Annotated in this window: 15 protein-coding genes and 2 pseudogenes; 9 read left to right on the top strand and 8 right to left on the bottom strand. The window is 62.2% G+C overall.

All coding sequences use genetic code 11. The annotated features are described in order from the left end of the window. Nucleotides 1-22: 22 nt before the first annotated feature. Nucleotides 23-382 carry a DUF423 domain-containing protein gene (locus MAFF_RS34050; protein ID WP_010915574.1) on the top strand — a complete coding sequence of 120 codons (360 nt, stop codon included), beginning with the start codon at nt 23-25 and terminating at the stop codon, nt 380-382. Between the two features lie 17 nt (nt 383-399). On the opposite strand, the gene MAFF_RS40180 is transcribed toward MAFF_RS34050, so the two are convergent. After that, a complete protein-coding gene (locus MAFF_RS40180) occupies nt 400-549 on the bottom strand; it encodes a hypothetical protein (protein WP_080512006.1) in 150 nt (49 codons plus the stop codon). Between the two features lie 359 nt (nt 550-908). On the opposite strand from MAFF_RS40180, the gene MAFF_RS34045 reads away from it, so the two are divergent. Next, complete coding sequence (locus tag MAFF_RS34045; protein WP_010915573.1) at nt 909-1,985, top strand: LacI family DNA-binding transcriptional regulator; 1,077 nt, start codon at nt 909-911, stop codon at nt 1,983-1,985. A gap of 12 nt (nt 1,986-1,997) precedes the next feature. Here the strand turns inward: MAFF_RS34045 and MAFF_RS34040 are convergent, their stop codons facing one another. Next, nucleotides 1,998-3,260: an OpgC family protein gene (locus MAFF_RS34040; RefSeq protein ID WP_010915572.1), complete on the bottom strand. Its 1,263-nt coding sequence runs from the start codon at nt 3,258-3,260 to the stop codon at nt 1,998-2,000. Nucleotides 3,261-3,461: 201 nt separating this feature from the next. On the opposite strand from MAFF_RS34040, the gene MAFF_RS34035 reads away from it, so the two are divergent. Together MAFF_RS34035 and MAFF_RS34030 are read left to right on the top strand one after the other, a co-directional pair. Continuing rightward, entirely contained in the window at nt 3,462-4,130 is a 669-nt protein-coding gene (locus tag MAFF_RS34035) for an alpha/beta hydrolase (RefSeq protein WP_010915571.1), read from the top strand. Next, the gene (locus MAFF_RS34030; RefSeq protein WP_044550206.1) at nt 4,114-4,314 is read left to right on the top strand and encodes a hypothetical protein; all 201 of its coding nucleotides are present in this window, start codon (nt 4,114-4,116) and stop codon (nt 4,312-4,314) included. Before MAFF_RS34035 ends, MAFF_RS34030 begins: the two co-directional genes overlap by 17 nt. Nucleotides 4,315-4,318: 4 nt before the next feature. On the opposite strand, the gene MAFF_RS34025 is transcribed toward MAFF_RS34030, so the two are convergent. From MAFF_RS34025 to MAFF_RS34015, 3 genes and pseudogenes are all read right to left on the bottom strand, one after another. Then, complete coding sequence (locus tag MAFF_RS34025; protein WP_123167721.1) at nt 4,319-4,501, bottom strand: hypothetical protein; 183 nt, start codon at nt 4,499-4,501, stop codon at nt 4,319-4,321. A gap of 377 nt (nt 4,502-4,878) precedes the next feature. Then, complete coding sequence (locus MAFF_RS34020) at nt 4,879-5,877, bottom strand: inorganic phosphate transporter (protein WP_010915569.1); 999 nt, start codon at nt 5,875-5,877, stop codon at nt 4,879-4,881. Nucleotides 5,878-5,880: 3 nt separating this feature from the next. Then, nucleotides 5,881-6,521 (bottom strand): annotated as a pseudogene (locus MAFF_RS34015) (DUF47 family protein). Between the two features lie 158 nt (nt 6,522-6,679). Between MAFF_RS34015 and MAFF_RS41020 the strand changes: the two are divergent. After that, nucleotides 6,680-7,276: pseudogene (locus MAFF_RS41020) on the top strand (hypothetical protein); the annotation flags it as partial. 24 nt (nt 7,277-7,300) lie between these two features. On the opposite strand, the gene sthA reads toward MAFF_RS41020, so the two are convergent. After that, nucleotides 7,301-8,689 carry a Si-specific NAD(P)(+) transhydrogenase gene (sthA, locus tag MAFF_RS34005; RefSeq protein WP_032929858.1) on the bottom strand — a complete coding sequence of 463 codons (1,389 nt, stop codon included), beginning with the start codon at nt 8,687-8,689 and terminating at the stop codon, nt 7,301-7,303. A gap of 211 nt (nt 8,690-8,900) precedes the next feature. On the opposite strand from sthA, the gene MAFF_RS34000 reads away from it, so the two are divergent. The 3 genes from MAFF_RS34000 (at nt 8,901) to MAFF_RS33990 (ending at nt 11,301) form a co-directional block, all read left to right on the top strand. Continuing rightward, nucleotides 8,901-9,371: an RDD family protein gene (locus MAFF_RS34000; RefSeq protein ID WP_010915564.1), complete on the top strand. Its 471-nt coding sequence runs from the start codon at nt 8,901-8,903 to the stop codon at nt 9,369-9,371. Nucleotides 9,372-9,510: 139 nt separating this feature from the next. Beyond that, a complete protein-coding gene (locus tag MAFF_RS33995; protein WP_010915563.1) occupies nt 9,511-10,275 on the top strand; it encodes an arginyltransferase in 765 nt (254 codons plus the stop codon). A gap of 129 nt (nt 10,276-10,404) precedes the next feature. Then, a complete protein-coding gene (locus MAFF_RS33990; RefSeq protein WP_010915562.1) occupies nt 10,405-11,301 on the top strand; it encodes a DMT family transporter in 897 nt (298 codons plus the stop codon). Nucleotides 11,302-11,304: 3 nt separating this feature from the next. Here the strand turns inward: MAFF_RS33990 and MAFF_RS33985 are convergent, their stop codons facing one another. Together MAFF_RS33985 and parC are read right to left on the bottom strand one after the other, a co-directional pair. Next, nucleotides 11,305-12,519: an AI-2E family transporter gene (locus MAFF_RS33985; protein ID WP_044550203.1), complete on the bottom strand. Its 1,215-nt coding sequence runs from the start codon at nt 12,517-12,519 to the stop codon at nt 11,305-11,307. Between the two features lie 277 nt (nt 12,520-12,796). Then, on the bottom strand, nt 12,797-15,049 hold the full coding sequence (gene parC, locus MAFF_RS33980) for a DNA topoisomerase IV subunit A (protein WP_010915560.1): 2,253 nt from the start codon (nt 15,047-15,049) through the stop codon (nt 12,797-12,799). 338 nt (nt 15,050-15,387) lie between these two features. On the opposite strand from parC, the gene MAFF_RS33975 reads away from it, so the two are divergent. Beyond that, the gene (locus MAFF_RS33975) at nt 15,388-16,578 is read left to right on the top strand and encodes a hypothetical protein (protein ID WP_044550200.1); all 1,191 of its coding nucleotides are present in this window, start codon (nt 15,388-15,390) and stop codon (nt 16,576-16,578) included. Nucleotides 16,579-16,604 lie beyond the last annotated feature (26 nt).

The raw sequence follows: 16,604 nt of genomic DNA, 5'->3' as shown, positions 1-16,604 counted from the left end.
GAGGCTTTAGAGGGATGCCGACATGAATTCCGCCGAACCCAGCCGTATCCTTGTGTTTGCCGGCGGTCTCGTCGGAGCGGCGGGCGTGGCGCTGTCGGCTGCGGCCGCGCACCGCGGCGGTGCCTTCACCGGCACGGCCGCGTCGTTCCTCTTGATGCACGCGCCGGTCTTCCTCGCCATCGGCCTCATCGGCGCGAATCGCTGCCTGCGGATCGCGAGCCTCGTCCTGCTTGTCGGGCTCCTGCTTTTCGCGGGCGATCTCCTCGCCCGCGATTTCCTCGGATCGAGACTGTTTCCGATGTCGGCGCCGACCGGAGGCACGCTGCTCATCGCCGGCTGGCTGGGGGTAGCGATTTCCGCCCTGTTGCGACCGCGTTCCTGAGGCCAAATACGGAGGCATCAATCCCTGGGACGTTCGGTACGAACCCAAAGATCGCGATTGCGCGCGGCCGGCTTCGACAGGCGCCGCACCTTCGGCCGCTCGGCTGCCGGGGCAATGCCCCAGTAGTTGCGATAGATGTCCTCGAACAGATGCTTGATGGGATGCATGGTTTTTCTCCCCTTGAATTGAATCGATCCAATCAGCGAGCAAAAAAGCAACTCTCAGCTTCGCTTGCGCTCCACAAGGAAGCGAAGGTCGCGAATCCAAGGTCCGGCCCTGCCCCGGCGTCCGGAATTGCTGGCGCCCGGCCCGATACTCCAGTGGTTGCGATAGATGTCCTCGAAGAGATAATTGACGGGATGCATAGCGCACCTCCCCTTGACATTCAGCAGAACAAATCTGCAGCTTGGATCGATTCAAATGTATGTCTTCAGGCATTTCCGGTCAAGCAAAATTTGAATCGATCCAACGAAAGTGCTAGATGCACATCCGGAACGTGCTAAATGCATGTCAGGAGGCACGCACAATGGCGTCACTCACCGCAGGCAATAGAAGACCCGTCCGGCTGGCCGACATCGCCAAGGCCGCCGGGGTCTCGCACGGCACCGCATCCAATGTCTTCAGCCGCCCGGAGATCGTGCGCGAGGAAGTCCGCGAACGGGTCAAGGCGGCGGCCGAAGCGATGGGCTATGGCGGACCGGACCCCAAGGGCCGTCTGCTGCGGGCAGGCAAGGTCAACGCCATTGGCGTCGCGACGGCAGAACCCCTCTCCTACTTCTTCGACGACCCCTTCGCGCGCGTCATGATGGCGGGCATCTCGCAGGCCTGCGACGCGACAGGGGCCGGCATCTCCCTGGTCTCGGCCGCCAACAACGAGCAGCTTGCCTGGAACATCCAGAGCGCCCTGGTCGACGGCTTCATCGTCTTTTGTATCGAAGGCGGTTCGCGCCTGGTGCAGTTGGCACGCGAGCGCAAATTGCCTTTCGTGGCGCTCGACCTCGCTTCCGAGGATGGGTCGGTCGCGACAATCGGCATAGACAATGTCGCTGGCGCGGCCATGGCGGCGCGCCATCTCACCGACCTTGGGCACCGCCGCTTTGCCGTTCTGGCGCTGCAGTTTGTCGACGACAGGACAGGCCCCGTTTCCCCCGAGCAGGTGCAGACCGCGGTTTATGCGGGAACGCGAGACCGGCTCACCGGCTATTTCCAGGAGCTGTCGCGGGTTGGCGTCGACACATCCAAAGTGCCCGTCTACGAGACAGCCAACGATGCGACCAGCACAATCGCGGCACTCGAGGCGATCTTCGGCGCCGCCGAACCGCCTACGGCGATCCTGGCGATGTCGGACAGGATGGCCCTGGTGGCGCTCGAATGGCTGAGCGCGCGCAAACTGAACGTCCCCAACGATGTTTCGGTCGTCGGGTTCGATGGCGTTCCGGAAGCTGAGGTATCCGAGCCGCCATTGACCACCGTCGCCCAACCGATTGCCGAAATCGGCCGTCTCGCCGTCAAGGCGATCCTGGAAAACGACGGCACGACAAGTCGCCGGCAACTGCCTGTCGAACTGATCGTGCGGGCCTCGTCGGCTCCGCCGCGCGGCTGAACCGACCGCCCCTCAGCGATTGACCCTCGCCACCGCGGAGATGCCGAAAGACGCACGCACCGGCGTGACATCCTTTTGCGGCGCGCGAACCTTGCCCGAGCCGCCGATCGTCGACAGCCATTCGAGATAGAAGGCGAGCGCGAACTGCATGGCGATGCCGGCCGAAAGCAGCAGACTGTCATAGGCAAGCCCGCCCGGATTGATCAGTTTCATCACCTGCGCGACCATCGCGATCACCGTGCCGGCGATGAAGACCGGCAGCGAGCGTTTTCCCAGTATCGCCAGGGGATGATCAGGGCTGGTGCGGAACAGGCTCGATAGCGCCGGCAAGGCGACGATGAGGTAGCTGACCGCCAGTATATGCAACAGACGCGGCAGCGACAGGAAAGTCTTGTCAAAGCCACCGATCACCACGGGAAGCTTGAACCAGGTTATCTGCCCCCAGAGCGGGCTATGCACCCAGACCAGCGCCGTCGCCACATAGGCCGCGGCCGCGCCGACCAGCCAGCGGTTGACCGGAATGACGCCGCCGCGCCTGACATGCAGCATGGCGGCAACGCCGATGTTGAACAGGAACTGCCAGGACAGAGGGTTCAGGAACCAGAAGCCGGGCTCGGGATAATTGGGCGGCGCGATCTGCCAGATGCCGGCGACGAGCCACAGCGCACCGGACGCGACAAGTGCCGCGGCAGGCCGGTAGCTGATGAGCAGGACGAAGGCCGGAGCCATAAGAAGCAGCGCGGCATAGACCGGCAGGATGTTGTTGTAGCCAAGCTGATGGCCGAGCGTGACGATGCCGACCAGCACTTCCGGCGTGTTTTTCATCAATGGCTCGATGTTGATCAGTTTCAGCAATTCCGGCCGCCTGGTGAGAACCGCCACGGTGCAGAACAGGGCGATCACCACCATCGTCGTGACGATATGGGCGACGTAGAGCACGCCTGCCCGCCGCCACATCTTCAAGGTCGCGAGCAGCCTGCCACCCGGCCGGAACTTCGTTCCGTAGGCGAGCGCGACCGAGATGCCGGAAATCAGCACGAAAGCCTCGGCTGCATCCGAGAAACCGAAATTCTTGTATGTCAGTGCCTCGAAAGCGGTGCCCGGCACATGGTCGATGAAAATGACGATCAACGCCAATGCGCGCAGCACATCGATACGCGTATCGCGATCCGAGATACGCGTATCGCGATCGGGGATACGCGTATCGCGATCGGGGATACGCGTATCGCGATCGGGGATACGCAAATTGCGATCCGACAAAACAGGGGTAGTCATCGACAAAAGGCCTCAAAGCTGGTTGTTCATGTCCAGCAATGCGACCCCCGGCGCACCGCTTCGATTCCTCCCACGTGGAGTATATCGGCGCATAAACGGGCCGGAATGCGCCTGGTTCAATCAACTTTCGCGGAGCATGAAAATATTGCGTTTTGAAGCCGGCAAATTGAGCGGAACCTCATATAATCAAGAGGATGCGGGATGATCGGCGACGGTATCGAAAACAGCCCGCTGCTCACGGATCTGGCCTTTCCCTATCGCCTCCTGGGAGCCGGCAAGGAGAGCCGTGAGTGCCTGTTCCTGCTGCATGGATCGGGTGTGGACGAGACCACTTTGGTGCCGCTGGCAAGACGGATCGCGCCTACCGCCACGCTGGTCGCGGCGCGAGGCCGCATCCCCCAGGAAGACGGCTTTCGCTGGTTCGAGCGGATAGACCCGACGCGCTTCGAACAGAAAAGCATCCTTGCCGAAACGGCGGCTTTCGCGGCCTTCACAAACGAGGCCGCCAAGCGCCATGGGCTTAATCTCGATCACGCAACTTTTCTCGGCTATTCGAACGGCGCCAATCTGGTTTCCAGCCTGATGCTGCTTCATCCGGGCATCGTCCGCCTGGCGGCGCTGTTGAGGCCGATGCCGGTGCTCGACCACGTACCGGCCACCGATCTCGCGGGCATACGGACGCTGATCATCGCCGGCGCCGCCGACGAGACCTACGGACCGTTCGTGCCGGCGCTGGTGACGCTGCTCAGCCGGCATGGCGCCGAGGTCGACGCCCGGATCATTCCATCGGGCCATGACATCGGCGACCCGGACGCCGCCATCGTCAGGCAATGGCTGGCGGGCCCAATAGCCATTGCACAGGCGGATTGACCGCTCAGCGCGCGGCGACGGCCTCAAAGCACTCGGCGGCGAGATCGACTACGCCATGCTGGTCACGATTTACGGCACGTCGCCGGAAAGCGTAGGGAGATTGCAGGACATCGTTGCGCTGATCGAATCGAAGGAAGCCGAGAAGCCGGTGGCGCGCGGCCCGTACAAAAAGAAGACCGCCTAAGCGGCTAACTAACCTTTTCCTTGCGGACGATAGACAGCTTCGGCGCGTTGGCTTCCCGGATGATCTTGGCGGCTTCATCTCTAGTGATGCCGACCTTGCGGGCATAGTAGGCGGCTTCCCCTTCAAGCCCGTCCTCTAACGGCGCATCAATCGCCTGCATGGCCTTCTGCTTTGCTTTCTTTCCCATGTGCCGAATCACAGCACATTTCGCTACTTGGCTGAATGGCCGCTCCTGATCGGGTAGTGGATCACCGACCGCTCGCGGCTATATAAGAAGCGCAACGTATAGGCACAAAATGGACTTCAAGAGATTTTATCGCGGCATACGGCGGCTACCACTGGTCGGGTTGCACAGCAGATTGACACTGACATTGCCAGCCTTGGTGCTGTGAAAATCTCACTTCGGCCTAAAACGGAGCGTGATGGGCCATATGTGGTCTTGGCTCTGATCTCACCTGGCAACTACCAATATTGCCCGATGGACGTCGGCGAATTGGATTTGGTTATCGAAGCTATGCATGAAATTCGAGACGCCAGCGAAGCTTCAAATTTCAAACTGACCTACTACTGGCGCGTGACAAAATAGGTGAGGGCCGAAATGGCGGCCGCCGCCGGCAAAGTGACGATCCAGGCAATGACGATGTTCCCGGCGATGCCCCAGCGTACGGCCGAGACACGGCGGGCGGCACCGACGCCGATGATGGCGCCGGTAATGGTATGCGTGGTCGACACTGGAACACCAAGCCAGGTGGCGGCAAACAAAGTGATCGCGCCACCCGTCTCGGCACAAAAGCCCTGCATCGGGTTCAGCCGGGTGATCTTCGATCCCATGGTGTGGACGATACGCCAGCCGCCGAACAGTGTGCCCAGCGCCAGTGCAGACTGGCAGGTGAGGACGACCCAAAGCGGCACGTAGAATTTCTCGCCAAGCATGCCTTGCGAATAGAGCAGCACCGCGATGATGCCCATGGTTTTCTGCGCGTCGTTGCCGCCGTGTCCCAGCGAATAGAGCGAGGCGGAAAAGAACTGCATTACGCGGAATGTGCTGTCGACGGCGAACGGCGTCTGGCGCACGAATAGCCACGAAACGACCAGGATCAACACCAGCGCCAGCAGAAACCCGGTTGTCGGCGATACGATGATTGCGGCGACCGTCTTGCCAAGGCCCGTCCAGACGATGGCGCCGAACCCAGACTTTGCAACGCCGGCTCCAACCAGTCCGCCGATCAGCGCGTGCGAGCTGCTCGAAGGAATGCCGGCAATCCAGGTGACGATGTTCCAGACAATGGCGCCGACAAGGGCTGAGAAAATCACCGCCGGCGTGACAATGCTGACGTCGACGATGCCCTTCCCCACTGTCTCGGCAACATGAAGGCCGAAGAACATGAAGGCGATGAAATTGAAGAAAGCCGCCCACAGCACCGCGTATTGCGGCCGCAGTACGCGGGTGGAAACGATGGTTGCGATGGAATTGGCGGCGTCGTGCAGTCCGTTGAGAAAATCGAAGAACAGCGCCACGGCGACAAGGGCGATCAGCACAGGAAAGGCAATGGTGGCTTCCATCACCTAAACATTCTCGATGACGATGCCGCTGATCTCGTTGGCGACGTCCTCGAAACGGTCGACCACCTTTTCCAGCTGACCGTAAATCTCGCCACCGATCAGGTAAGCCATCGGGTCGCTGCGCCCATGCCGCTTGAATAAGTCCTTCAGCCCTTGCTCGTGCAAATCGTCGGCGCGGCTTTCTACGCGCATGACCTCTTCGGCGATAGCGTTGAGGCGCACGGTGTGCGTGCCGACCTTGCTCAGTAGCGGGATCGCCTCGGCGACCAACTTGGCGGCGGCGACGATGACGCCGCCCATCTCCTGCATCCGAGGATCGAATTCCTTCGTCTCGAACAGCTTCACCGTCTTGACGGTCTTGTGCATCATGTCGATGGCATCATCCATCGACTGGATCAGATCCTTGATGTCGCCGCGATCGAAGGGCGTGATGAAGGAACGCCGCACCGCTAATAGGACTTCGGCGGTGATATGATCGGCCTCGTCCTCGAGATCGATGATCTTCTGACACAGCGATCGATGTCCTTGCCCTGGAGGAGCTGTTCCAGCGCCTCGGCGCCACCGACCACGGTGCGGGAATGCCGTTCGAACAGGTCGAAGAAGCGATCTTCGCGCGGCAGCAGCTTGCGGAACCAGCCCAGCATGTCCAACCTCCCGTCACGCTTCCACGACCCTATCCATTCACATAACGCCCCAGCGAGCCACTGGAAACAGTAAGCCGGCTGAAAGATGTGGATGCGGACGACGCGGCTTGAGACGCAACACGATTTCCCCGACCTTGCGCGGGAAGGGCCGCGACGGGGGCATCGATGAGCCTTATGGCCGGGCACGCATAGTCTCCACCGACCCCGACCGCTCCAATTCCGGCTTCATGTTCGCCGGCCTGGTGTCGAGCCTGATGAGCGGCGACGTGGCGACGCAGGAGCTGCTGGCGCAGCGCGGCGACCAGGCCAAGGCGATCTTCCGCAGCATGGGCCTGAAATCGTCGTCTTCGGGAAAACTGTTAGACCAGTATATCGCCGGTGGCCTTGGCGCCGAGCCGATGGTGATCGGCTACGAAAACCAGCTGGCGAATGGGCGCTCGCCGATCCAGCCCGCTGGCAAAGGGTGCAGGCCGGCATTGGGCGCCAAGCCCGAAATCCTCTAACCCCGGCCGACCGTCTACTCGGCGCATCCGCTGATCGTCATCGATCCGGCGGTCGACAGGCTGCTGGAGGCGCTGACCAGCCCCAAGCTGCAGCAAGCTTGCCTGGTCCAAGCACGGATTTCGCGGGCCGCTCGGCACCGTGGCTGGCGATGCCGACGCCATCGCCGGCGTAAGACCGGCGGAGATCGAGGCGGTACTGCCATGCCGTCGGCCGACGTCATGCTGGCGCTGCCCGACCAGATGGACGGCTGAGCAATTCCAGGAAAAGAAGCCGGTTCAGCCTCGCCCCATCCTGTTCCAGGCATCGAGCCCGGCGATCTTGTAGGCTTCCGCCAGTGTCGGGTAGTTGAAGGTGTTGTTGACGAAGAAGTCGACGGTGCCGCCGAGATTGATGACGGCCTGGCCGATGTGTATGAGCTCGGTCGCGCCCTCGCCGACGATGTGCGCGCCGAGCAGGCGGCGCGTTTCGATCGAGAACAACAGCTTGAGGAAGCCGGTGTTGACGCCCATGATGTGGCCGCGCGAGGTCTCGCGGAAACGCGCCACGCCGACCTCATAGGCGGCCCCACTTTCACGCACCTGTTCCTCGGACTGGCCGACGGTCGAGATCTCCGGCACCGCATAGATGCCATAGGGAAACGTTTCCGGCGGCGGCGGCAACGTCACGCCGAAAGCGTGGCAGGCGGCCACCCTGCCCTGCTCCATCGAGGTCGAGGCAAGGCTCGGAAAGCCAATGACGTCGCCGGCGGCGTAGATGTTGGGGACGTTGGTCTGAAACGTCTGCGGATCGACCTTGATGCGGCCGCGGGAGTCGGCGTCGATGCCGACCACGTCGAGGCCAAGGCTGCCAACATTGCCGGTGCGGCCGGCGGCGTAGAGCACGACTTCCGACCGAATGGTGCGGCCATCGGCCAGTTCCACTTCGGCCGCTTCGGGCTTGGAGCGGATTTCCTTGACCGCGCTGCCAAGCCTTATCGTCATGCCGCGATCGCGCATCTGGTGGATGAAGTCGTCGACAATCTCGCGGTCGACGAAATCGAGGATGGAGTTGCGCGGCTCGACCAGCGTCACCGGCACGTCGAGCGCCGAAAAGATCGTAGCGTATTCGACGCCGATGACACCGCCTCCGATGACCGTGAGCGTGCGCGGCAGGCGGTCGATCTCCAGCATCTCGTCGCTGTCGAAGATGCGGGTCTTGTCGAAGGGCACATCGCGTGGCCGGTGCGGCCTGGTGCCGACCGCGATCAGCGCGTTGGCGAAGCCGACTTCGCTGTAGTCGCCATTGTCCGATGTCAGGCTGACCTTGTTGGGGCCGAGAAATTTTACCGCCGCGCGCGCGCTCTTGACCGTATTGCGCATGAACTGGTGCTGCAGCACCTCGACTTCGTGGTCGAGTGTCTTGTGCAGGCGCTCGATCAGGTCGCCTACGGAAATGTCCTGCTTGACCCGGTAGCCGCGCCCGTAAAAGCCACGCTCGCGCCAGCCGGAGAGATTGAGGACGGTTTCGCGCAGCGTCTTCGAGGGGATGGTGCCGGTGTGCACGGAGACGCCGCCAAGACGCCGGCCGCGATCGACCACCAGCACCGATTTGCCGAGCTTGGCCGACTGCACCGCTGCGCGGCGGCCGGAGGGGCCGCTGCCGATGACCAGCATGTCATAGTCCATAGTGCCCCGTCCCTCTGCCCCTGAGCGCTTTGTTGCGCCGCAGCAAGCTAATGCCATCCGCACGGCAAATTCAACCGATTCGGATTGTGTCCCACGACGCTCTTGCCTTGCGCCCGGGAGAGGACCCCGACCTTGATTCCGGCACAGGCCTTTACCATTTCATTTACGAGCGGCCCGCACCCTATGTCGGGCCTTGTTACGAGGAAATGACATGAACGCGCGCGTTCTCGACGGCGAAATCATCAACACCCGGCTTGACGATGTCAGGGCCTATGAAGGCGTGCGCACACGGCGCATCCTGGCCTTCGTGCTCGACTACATCATCGTCGCGCTGCTCACCATTCCTTTCGCCATATTGGTGTTCTTCCTCGGGCTTTTGACCCTCGGTCTCGGCTGGATGCTGTTCGGCGTCCTGGTGCCGGCCGTCGCCATTCTCTACATCTGGAACACGCTGGGCAGCGCCGACCAGGCGACCACGGGCATGAAGATGATGGGTATCCGCCTCGATCGTCTCGACGGAAGGCCGATCGACGGGCTGACCGCGGTGGTCCATTCCGTGCTGTTCTGGGCCGGCAACGTCATCCTGTCGCCGCTGGTCCTGCTGGTGACCTTGTTCTCCGACCGCAAGCGCACGCTGCACGATCTTCTGCTCGGCACGGTGGTCAGCCGTAGCGGCCGCTAAAGATGTTTTCCGGGGGCTTTCCCACCTTGTCGGCGCAAATGTGAAGGCGTTGGCATGCCCGCATCTTCACAATCCTGTTGAATTTTTTGCTTTCCGCGCCAAAGGTAGAGCGACTCGAAGGAGCGTTTCCAAGACTTAGATGACGCAGCATCCGACCCAGTCGCCGCAGTTCTTCCTGACCGCGCCGTCGCCGTGCCCCTATCTCGACGGCCAGTTCGAGCGGAAGGTGTTCACGCATCTGGTCGGCGACAAGGCGTCGGAGATGAACGACCTGTTGACGCAAGGCGGCTTCCGGCGGTCACAGAACATTGCCTACCGGCCGGCCTGCGAGACCTGCCGCGCCTGCGTTTCGGTGCGCATCCTCGCCCAGGAATTCACCGCCAGCCGCAACATGAAGCGTGTGCTGCAGCACAATTCCGACCTCGTCGGCGCCATGCACAATGCGGAGCCCTCGACCGAGCAATATTCGCTGTTCCGCAGCTATCTCGATGCCCGCCACCGCCGCGGCGGCATGTCCGACATGACGGTGCTGGACTACGCCATGATGGTCGAGGATACCCATGTCGACACCAAGGTGATCGAATACCGGCGGCGCGGACCCGACACTTTCATCACCGGCAAGGGTCAGGGCGAACTCATCGCGGTGGCGCTCACCGACAAAATGGCCGACGGCCTGTCGATGGTCTATTCCTACTTCAATCCCGAATTCGAGGAGCGTTCGCTCGGCACGTTCATGATCCTCGATCACATCGCCCGCGCCAGGGCGATGGGACTGCCCCATGTCTACCTCGGCTACTGGGTCAACGGCTCGCGCAAGATGAATTATAAGATGCGCTTCATGCCGCAGGAGCATCTCGGCCCCAAGGGCTGGGAGCGCTACACCAACGAAGCGGTTTCACGCTGAGTTTTTCCACGATCCGCGCTTAAACAGTTTCAAGGCAGGGGATGCTGGTCTTTCAGCCGGGCGGCTGGAGAGAGAGTGCGCCATTGAACCGGTCAGCCGTCGGCCTGCATTTCCTGCGAAAGTTCCTGCATGTCCCCTCACCACGATCACCAGAAGGGCCTTTTGATAACCGCCATCGGCGGGCTGACGCTGACCGTCGACATACCGTTGATCCGCCTCGCCGATGGCGGCGCATGGACCATCATACTGCTGCGCACCGGCACCACATTCGTCGCCGCCATGCTCATCTGGTCGGTCTGGCGAGCGTTGAGCCGGAACGCCCCGCCGCTCATCCCCGGCTGGTCCGGCCTGATCGTGGCGATATGCTATGGGCTGACTGGGATCACCTTCGTCACCGCCGTCTATCACACCTCGACCGCCGATCTGGTGTTCATCCTGGCCTTCAACACCGTGTTCGCAGGGCTATTGTCCTGGATATTCCTGCGGGAAAGACCTCGGCTGGTGACCATCGCGGCGATGGCGATCATGATCCTCGGCGTGCTGGTCATCGTCGGCGGATCGGTCGGCACCGGCAAGCTGTTCGGCGATTTCATGGCGCTGTGCTCGGCCTTCTTCGTCGCTGTCGCCATCACCATCTCGCGCGCCAGCGGCAAGGACATGGGCTTCACCTCACTCGTCGGCGTGCTTCTGCCGATGGCGCTCGCCGCCTTCATGGTGTCAGGCGAAGGCTTTCACGTGAACGCGCCCTGGTGGATCATCTTCAACGGCGCCGTCATCATGCCGATCTCGTTCTTCTGCCTCGCCGCCGGGCCGAAATACATTTCGGGGCCGGAAGTGGCGATGTTCTATCTGCTCGAAACCGTACTGGCGCCGGTCTGGGTGTGGATGATCTTTGCCGAGACGCCGACCCGCAACAGCCTGATCGGTGGCGCGATCCTGATCGTCACGCTGGTCGCCCATTCGCTCTGGCAGCTGCATGATGGCCGCAAGCAACGCGGCGACCTCGCGGTGCACCATCCGGTCTAGGGATCAGGCCCTGGCTTTCTTCGCCACGCCTGGCTCCGGCAGGACCTCGATCTGTGGGGTGGCCTCGATTTCGGCTGCCGAGCCGGCGGCGAGCTCGTCGACCAATTCCACCTCGCGCAGCCACTCGCGCCAGATGGCGACCAGCAGCGCCATCAGCACCGGGCCGATGAACAGGCCGAGAAAGCCCATGGTCTTGACGCCGCCGATCAGGCCGAAAAAGGTCGGCAGGAAAGGCAGTTTAATCGGCCCGCCGACGAGCTTCGGGCGCAGTGTCTTGTCGACGATGAACAGTTCGACCGCGCCCCACAGAAACAGCGCCAGACCGGCCATGGGCGAGCCGCTGGCGGCGAGATAAATCGAGACGAGGGTGAAGGACAATGGTGCCCCGCCGGGGATAAGCGCCATGACGCCGGTCAGGGCGCCAAGCGTCACCGGCGACGGCACGCCGGCCAGCCAGTAGGCGATGCCCAGCACCAACCCCTCGCCGATGGCGATAACGGTCATGCCGGTCACGGTCGAGGAGATGGTCGCCGGAACGACGCGCGAAATCCGCTCCCATCGCGTCGGAAGGATGCGTTCGCCCAAGCGGTCGACCTGGCCGGCAAAGTGCTCGCCGTCCCGATAGGCGAAGAACAGGGCGATCATCATGAACAGCAGCGTAAGGAGCAGCCCAAAGGCACTGCCGCCGGCGGCGAGCGCACCGCGATAGATGCTGCCGATATTGGCGCCGCTGATCAGCTGGATCAGTTCACCAATGCCGCCGGGATGACCAAAATTGGTCGTCCATTGCTCGTTCAGCCAGTCGCCCACGACAGGCATCGTCGCGATCCAGTGCGGCGTCACCGCCCCGTGCCGGTTGGTCTCGATCGCCCAGCCGACCCACTCGCGCACTTCGTTGATGGCGTAGGTGCCGGCAAGCGCGATCGGTATCACCAGGAAGGCGAGGATGAACAGGATGGCCAGAGTGGCGGCGATGGTGCGGTTGCCACCAACGCCGGCCAGAAGCCGCTGGTAAAGCGGCCAACTGGCGAACGCGATGACCAGTGCCGCCAGCACCGGGAACAGGAAACCGTGGAAGAAATAGACGCCGGCGGCGACGATCAGCACCAGCAGCCAGCGCGCCGCCGACAGCGGCGGAATGACAGCCGACCGCAGCGGCGTCGACAGGCCGAACAGGCGCTGCTGCCGTTCCGGTTTCTGGACCCTGGATTCCTTCAAACGCCCGTCTCTCCCAAACACCTTTCCCCGTTATGCACCGATATAGTGCAGCAATCGTGACGATACTCCAAATGAGTTGGGTGATGCTGCCAATCTCCCCCCTCGTGGGGAGATGTCCGGCAGGACAGAGGAGGGCGCCGTAGAGCACCAACGTTGATATGCTGAGACCAAGAACCGAGACAGGCGTTGGGGGCCATGACTTATTTGATAGGCTGGCGGGGCAGCGCCCCCCTCTGGCTTGCCGTCCATCTTCCCCACAAGGGGGGAGATCGCAGCTTCAACCAAATTTCCCCGTCCTCGGGAAGCCCTTCGGCACCATGCGGCCGGCCGATGCCCGGGCGCCGATCCATTCGGCCAATTCCTCGCGCGACCTTGTGAAGGTGCGATCGGCAGAATCCTGCCAGGACAGGCCCGTCTCCAGGGTGAACGGCTTGAGATCGAGCAGGCCGCCATCCTTGTATTTCTGCAGCCGCACGCCCTTGCCGCGGCCCATCTCCGGAATTTCCGAAAGCGCGAAGACCAGCATTTTGCGGTTCTCGCCGACGATGGCCAGGTGATCGCCAATGAGCGGCACGCAGCGCTTGGCCTCGTCCGGCGCCTTGACGTTCATCACCTGCTTGCCCTTGCGGGTGTTGGCGACCACTTCCTCCTCCGGCACGATGAAGCCGTTGGCGTCATAGGAGGCCAACAGCAGCTTGCGCTTGGGATCGTGGACGAAGGCGGTGACGATGTCCTGGTCATTGTCCATGTCGACGATGATGCGGATCGGCTCGCCATGGCCGCGCCCGCCCGGCAGCCGGTCGGCGCCGATGGTGTAGAACTTGCCGCCGGTGGTGAAGACCAGCACCTTGTCGGTGGTCTGCGCGTGGAAGGCGAGCTTGAGACTGTCGCCTTCCTTGAAGGTCAGCGTCGAGAGGTCGGCCAGATGCCCCTTCATCGCCCGCAGCCAGCCTTTTTCCGAAACCACCACGGTGACCGGCTCACGCTCGATCATGGCATGCGCGATGTCGGTCAGGTCGTGCTCGGGTGCATCGGCGAACTGGGTGCGGCGCTTGCCGAGCTCGGTCTCCGGACCGAACTTGTCGCGGATGTTGGTGACTTCCCACTTGATCGTCGACCATTGCTTGGCATCGGACGCCAGCAGCGCCTCGATCTGCTTCTTCTCCGCGCTCAGGCCGTCGAATTCCTTGCGGATCTCGAACTCTTCCAGTTTGCGCAAGGCGCGCAGGCGCATGTTGAGGATGGCTTCGGCCTGGTTGTCGGTGAGCGACCAGCGGGCCATCATCACTTGCTTGGGCTCGTCCTCCTCACGGATGATCTTGATCACCTCGTCGATGTTCAGATAGGCGATCAAATAGCCGGCGAGGATCTCCAGCCGTCTTTCGATTTCGCCGAGCCGATGTCTCGAGCGGCGGATCAGCACGTCGCGGCGGTGGTCGAGCCATTCCTGCAGCACGCCCTTGAGCGACAGGACGTTGGGCACCTTGCCGCGCGACAGCACATTCATGTTGAGGGGGAAACGGCTTTCAAGCTCGGTTAGCTTGAACAGCGATTCCATCAGGATGCCCGGATCGACGGAACGGCTCTTCGGTACCAGCACGACGCGGATATCCTCGGCGCTTTCGTCCCTGATGTCCTCGAGCAACGGCAGCTTGCGCGCCATCAACAGCTCGGCGATCTTCTCGATCAGCCGCGCCTTCTGCACACCATAGGGAATCTCGGTGACGACGATGCTCCAGGTGCCCCTGCCCTGGTCCTCCTGGCTCCATTTCGACCGGACACGGAAGCCGCCGCGGCCAGTCTCATAGGCTTCGAGGATGGAGGCGCGGCTGTCGACGATGATGCCGCCGGTCGGGAAATCCGGGCCTTGGACGAAATCCATCAGTTTCGAGACCGGCGCATCCCGGTGCTCGATCAGGTGCAATGCCGCGTCGCAAAGCTCGGCTGCGTTGTGCGGCGGGATCGATGTCGCCATGCCGACCGCGATGCCGGACGAGCCGTTGGCCAAGAGGTTCGGGAAGGCGCCGGGGAGCACCACCGGCTCCTCGTCCTCTTCATTGTAGGTCGGCCGGTAGTCGACGGCGTCCTCGGTGATGCCGGCGAGCAGTTCGGTCGCCACGTCGGTCATGCGCGCTTCGGTGTAGCGCATGGCGGCGGCGTTATCGCCGTCGATGTTGCCGAAATTGCCTTGCCCGTCGACCAAGGGGTAGCGCATGGAAAAATCCTGCGCCAACCGCACCAGCGCGTCATAGATCGACTGGTCGCCATGCGGATGGAACTTGCCCATCACCTCGCCGACGATGCGGGCGCATTTGGCAAAACCCTGGTCGGGGTTGAGCCTGAGCAGCCGCATGGCGTGCATGATGCGGCGATGGACCGGCTTCAGCCCGTCGCGAACGTCGGGCAGCGCCCGGTGCATGATGGTCGACAGCGCATAGGCGAGATAGCGCTCTTCCAGCGCCTTCTTCAGATCGACCGGTTCAATGTGATCGCCACCGCCATCTTGAGGCGGCAAAAGCCTTTTTCCCATGGGCTGGGACTAGCCGAGCGGGTGATTCGCGGCAAGAGGCGCGTATCGGGCCTGTCGACTTGTGCGCTTTTCTGCAACAGGAAACCGCAAGGCCGCGCTTGCCGACCAACATCAATCTGTTACATGCCACATCTATTGCGAAGCGCTATAATGCTCGATGGCCCGACCTTCATGCCAAATTCACTGCATTCTGCAATAGCGTTCGGGTCGGGTTTGCCTTTCGCCGCGATTTTTGACCATTGTGCCGGGACACGCCTTTTTCCCGTCCAGTTCGTCACGGAGTGGTGATGGCGCGAAGAATTGAAAAACAATTTCAGGACACTCTCAGGGACCTTGCGATGACAATCAAACGCTCAACTCTCCGGAAATTCGCTCTTTCGACCTTCTTGTTCACCCTGCCCTTGAATGCGGCCCTTGCCCAGGACGCGGCGGTTGCCGACCGGCTGAAGGCGGCGCTGGCGGCCCAGGGCGTCAACATCTCCTGGACCGGGGTGACCGGCGACAACACCAGCATGGTGCTGCAGGGCGTTGCCATCAAGCCGGCGGCGGAAAAGGAGGCCCTCACCATCGGCGACGTCACGCTCGAGGGTGTGACCGCGGCCAATGGCGGCTTCGATATCGCCACCGTCTCGACCTCGGCCTTCGAACACGCCAAGGACGGCGTCACCCTCAACCTCAGCCCCTTCGTCATCCACGACATGACGGTTCCGGCCGATGGCGCCACCGGCCCGCTGGGCTCGCTGATGATGTACAAATCCGCCGAACTCGCCAGCATGACGGTCAAGGTCGCCGACAAGACCGCCTTCTCGATGGACGGGCTTGCGATCCAGATCACGCCGCCCGCGGACGGCAAGGCGATGGAATTCACCGGCAATACGGAAAAATTCACGGCCGATCTCTCGCTGGTCGACGACCCCAAATCCAAGGAAGTCATCGACGCGCTTGGCTACCAGAACATTTCGGGCAATCTCGCAATGGCCGGCACCTGGCAGCCCTCGGACGGCAAGATGGAACTGTCGAAATACGACATCTCCGTCGAGAATGCCGGTACGCTCGGCATGACCTTCGACCTCGGCGGCTACACGATCGACTTCATCAAGTCGATGCAGGAAATGCAGAAGAAGATGGCCGCTCAGCCTGAAGGCGCCGACAATTCGGCACAAGGCATGGCCATGCTCGGCCTGTTGCAGCAGCTTTCGTTCAACAGCGCCTCGATCCGCTTCGACGACGATTCGCTGACCGGCAAGGTGCTGGAATATGTCGGCAAGCAACAGGGCATGTCGGCCAAGGACATCGCCAACCAGGCCAAGGCGATCGTGCCGTTCGGCATGGCGCAGCTCAACAATCCGGAACTGACGGCGCAGGTCACGGCCGCAGTCAGCAAATATCTCGACGATCCGAAGAGCCTCGAAATCTCGGCCGAGCCGCCGGCATCGGTGCCGTTCGCGCTGATCATGGCGGGCGCCATGTCCAACCCGCTCGACCTGCCGAAGACGCTCGGCGTCAGCGTCAAGGCGAACGAGGACTGATCGAACGCCCTCAGGATCTACAAAAA

This window comes from Mesorhizobium japonicum MAFF 303099 (assembly GCF_000009625.1).
GTDB classification, from domain to species: Bacteria; Pseudomonadota; Alphaproteobacteria; order Rhizobiales; family Rhizobiaceae; genus Mesorhizobium; species Mesorhizobium japonicum.
This window is presented reverse-complemented; position numbering and strand designations above follow the sequence as displayed.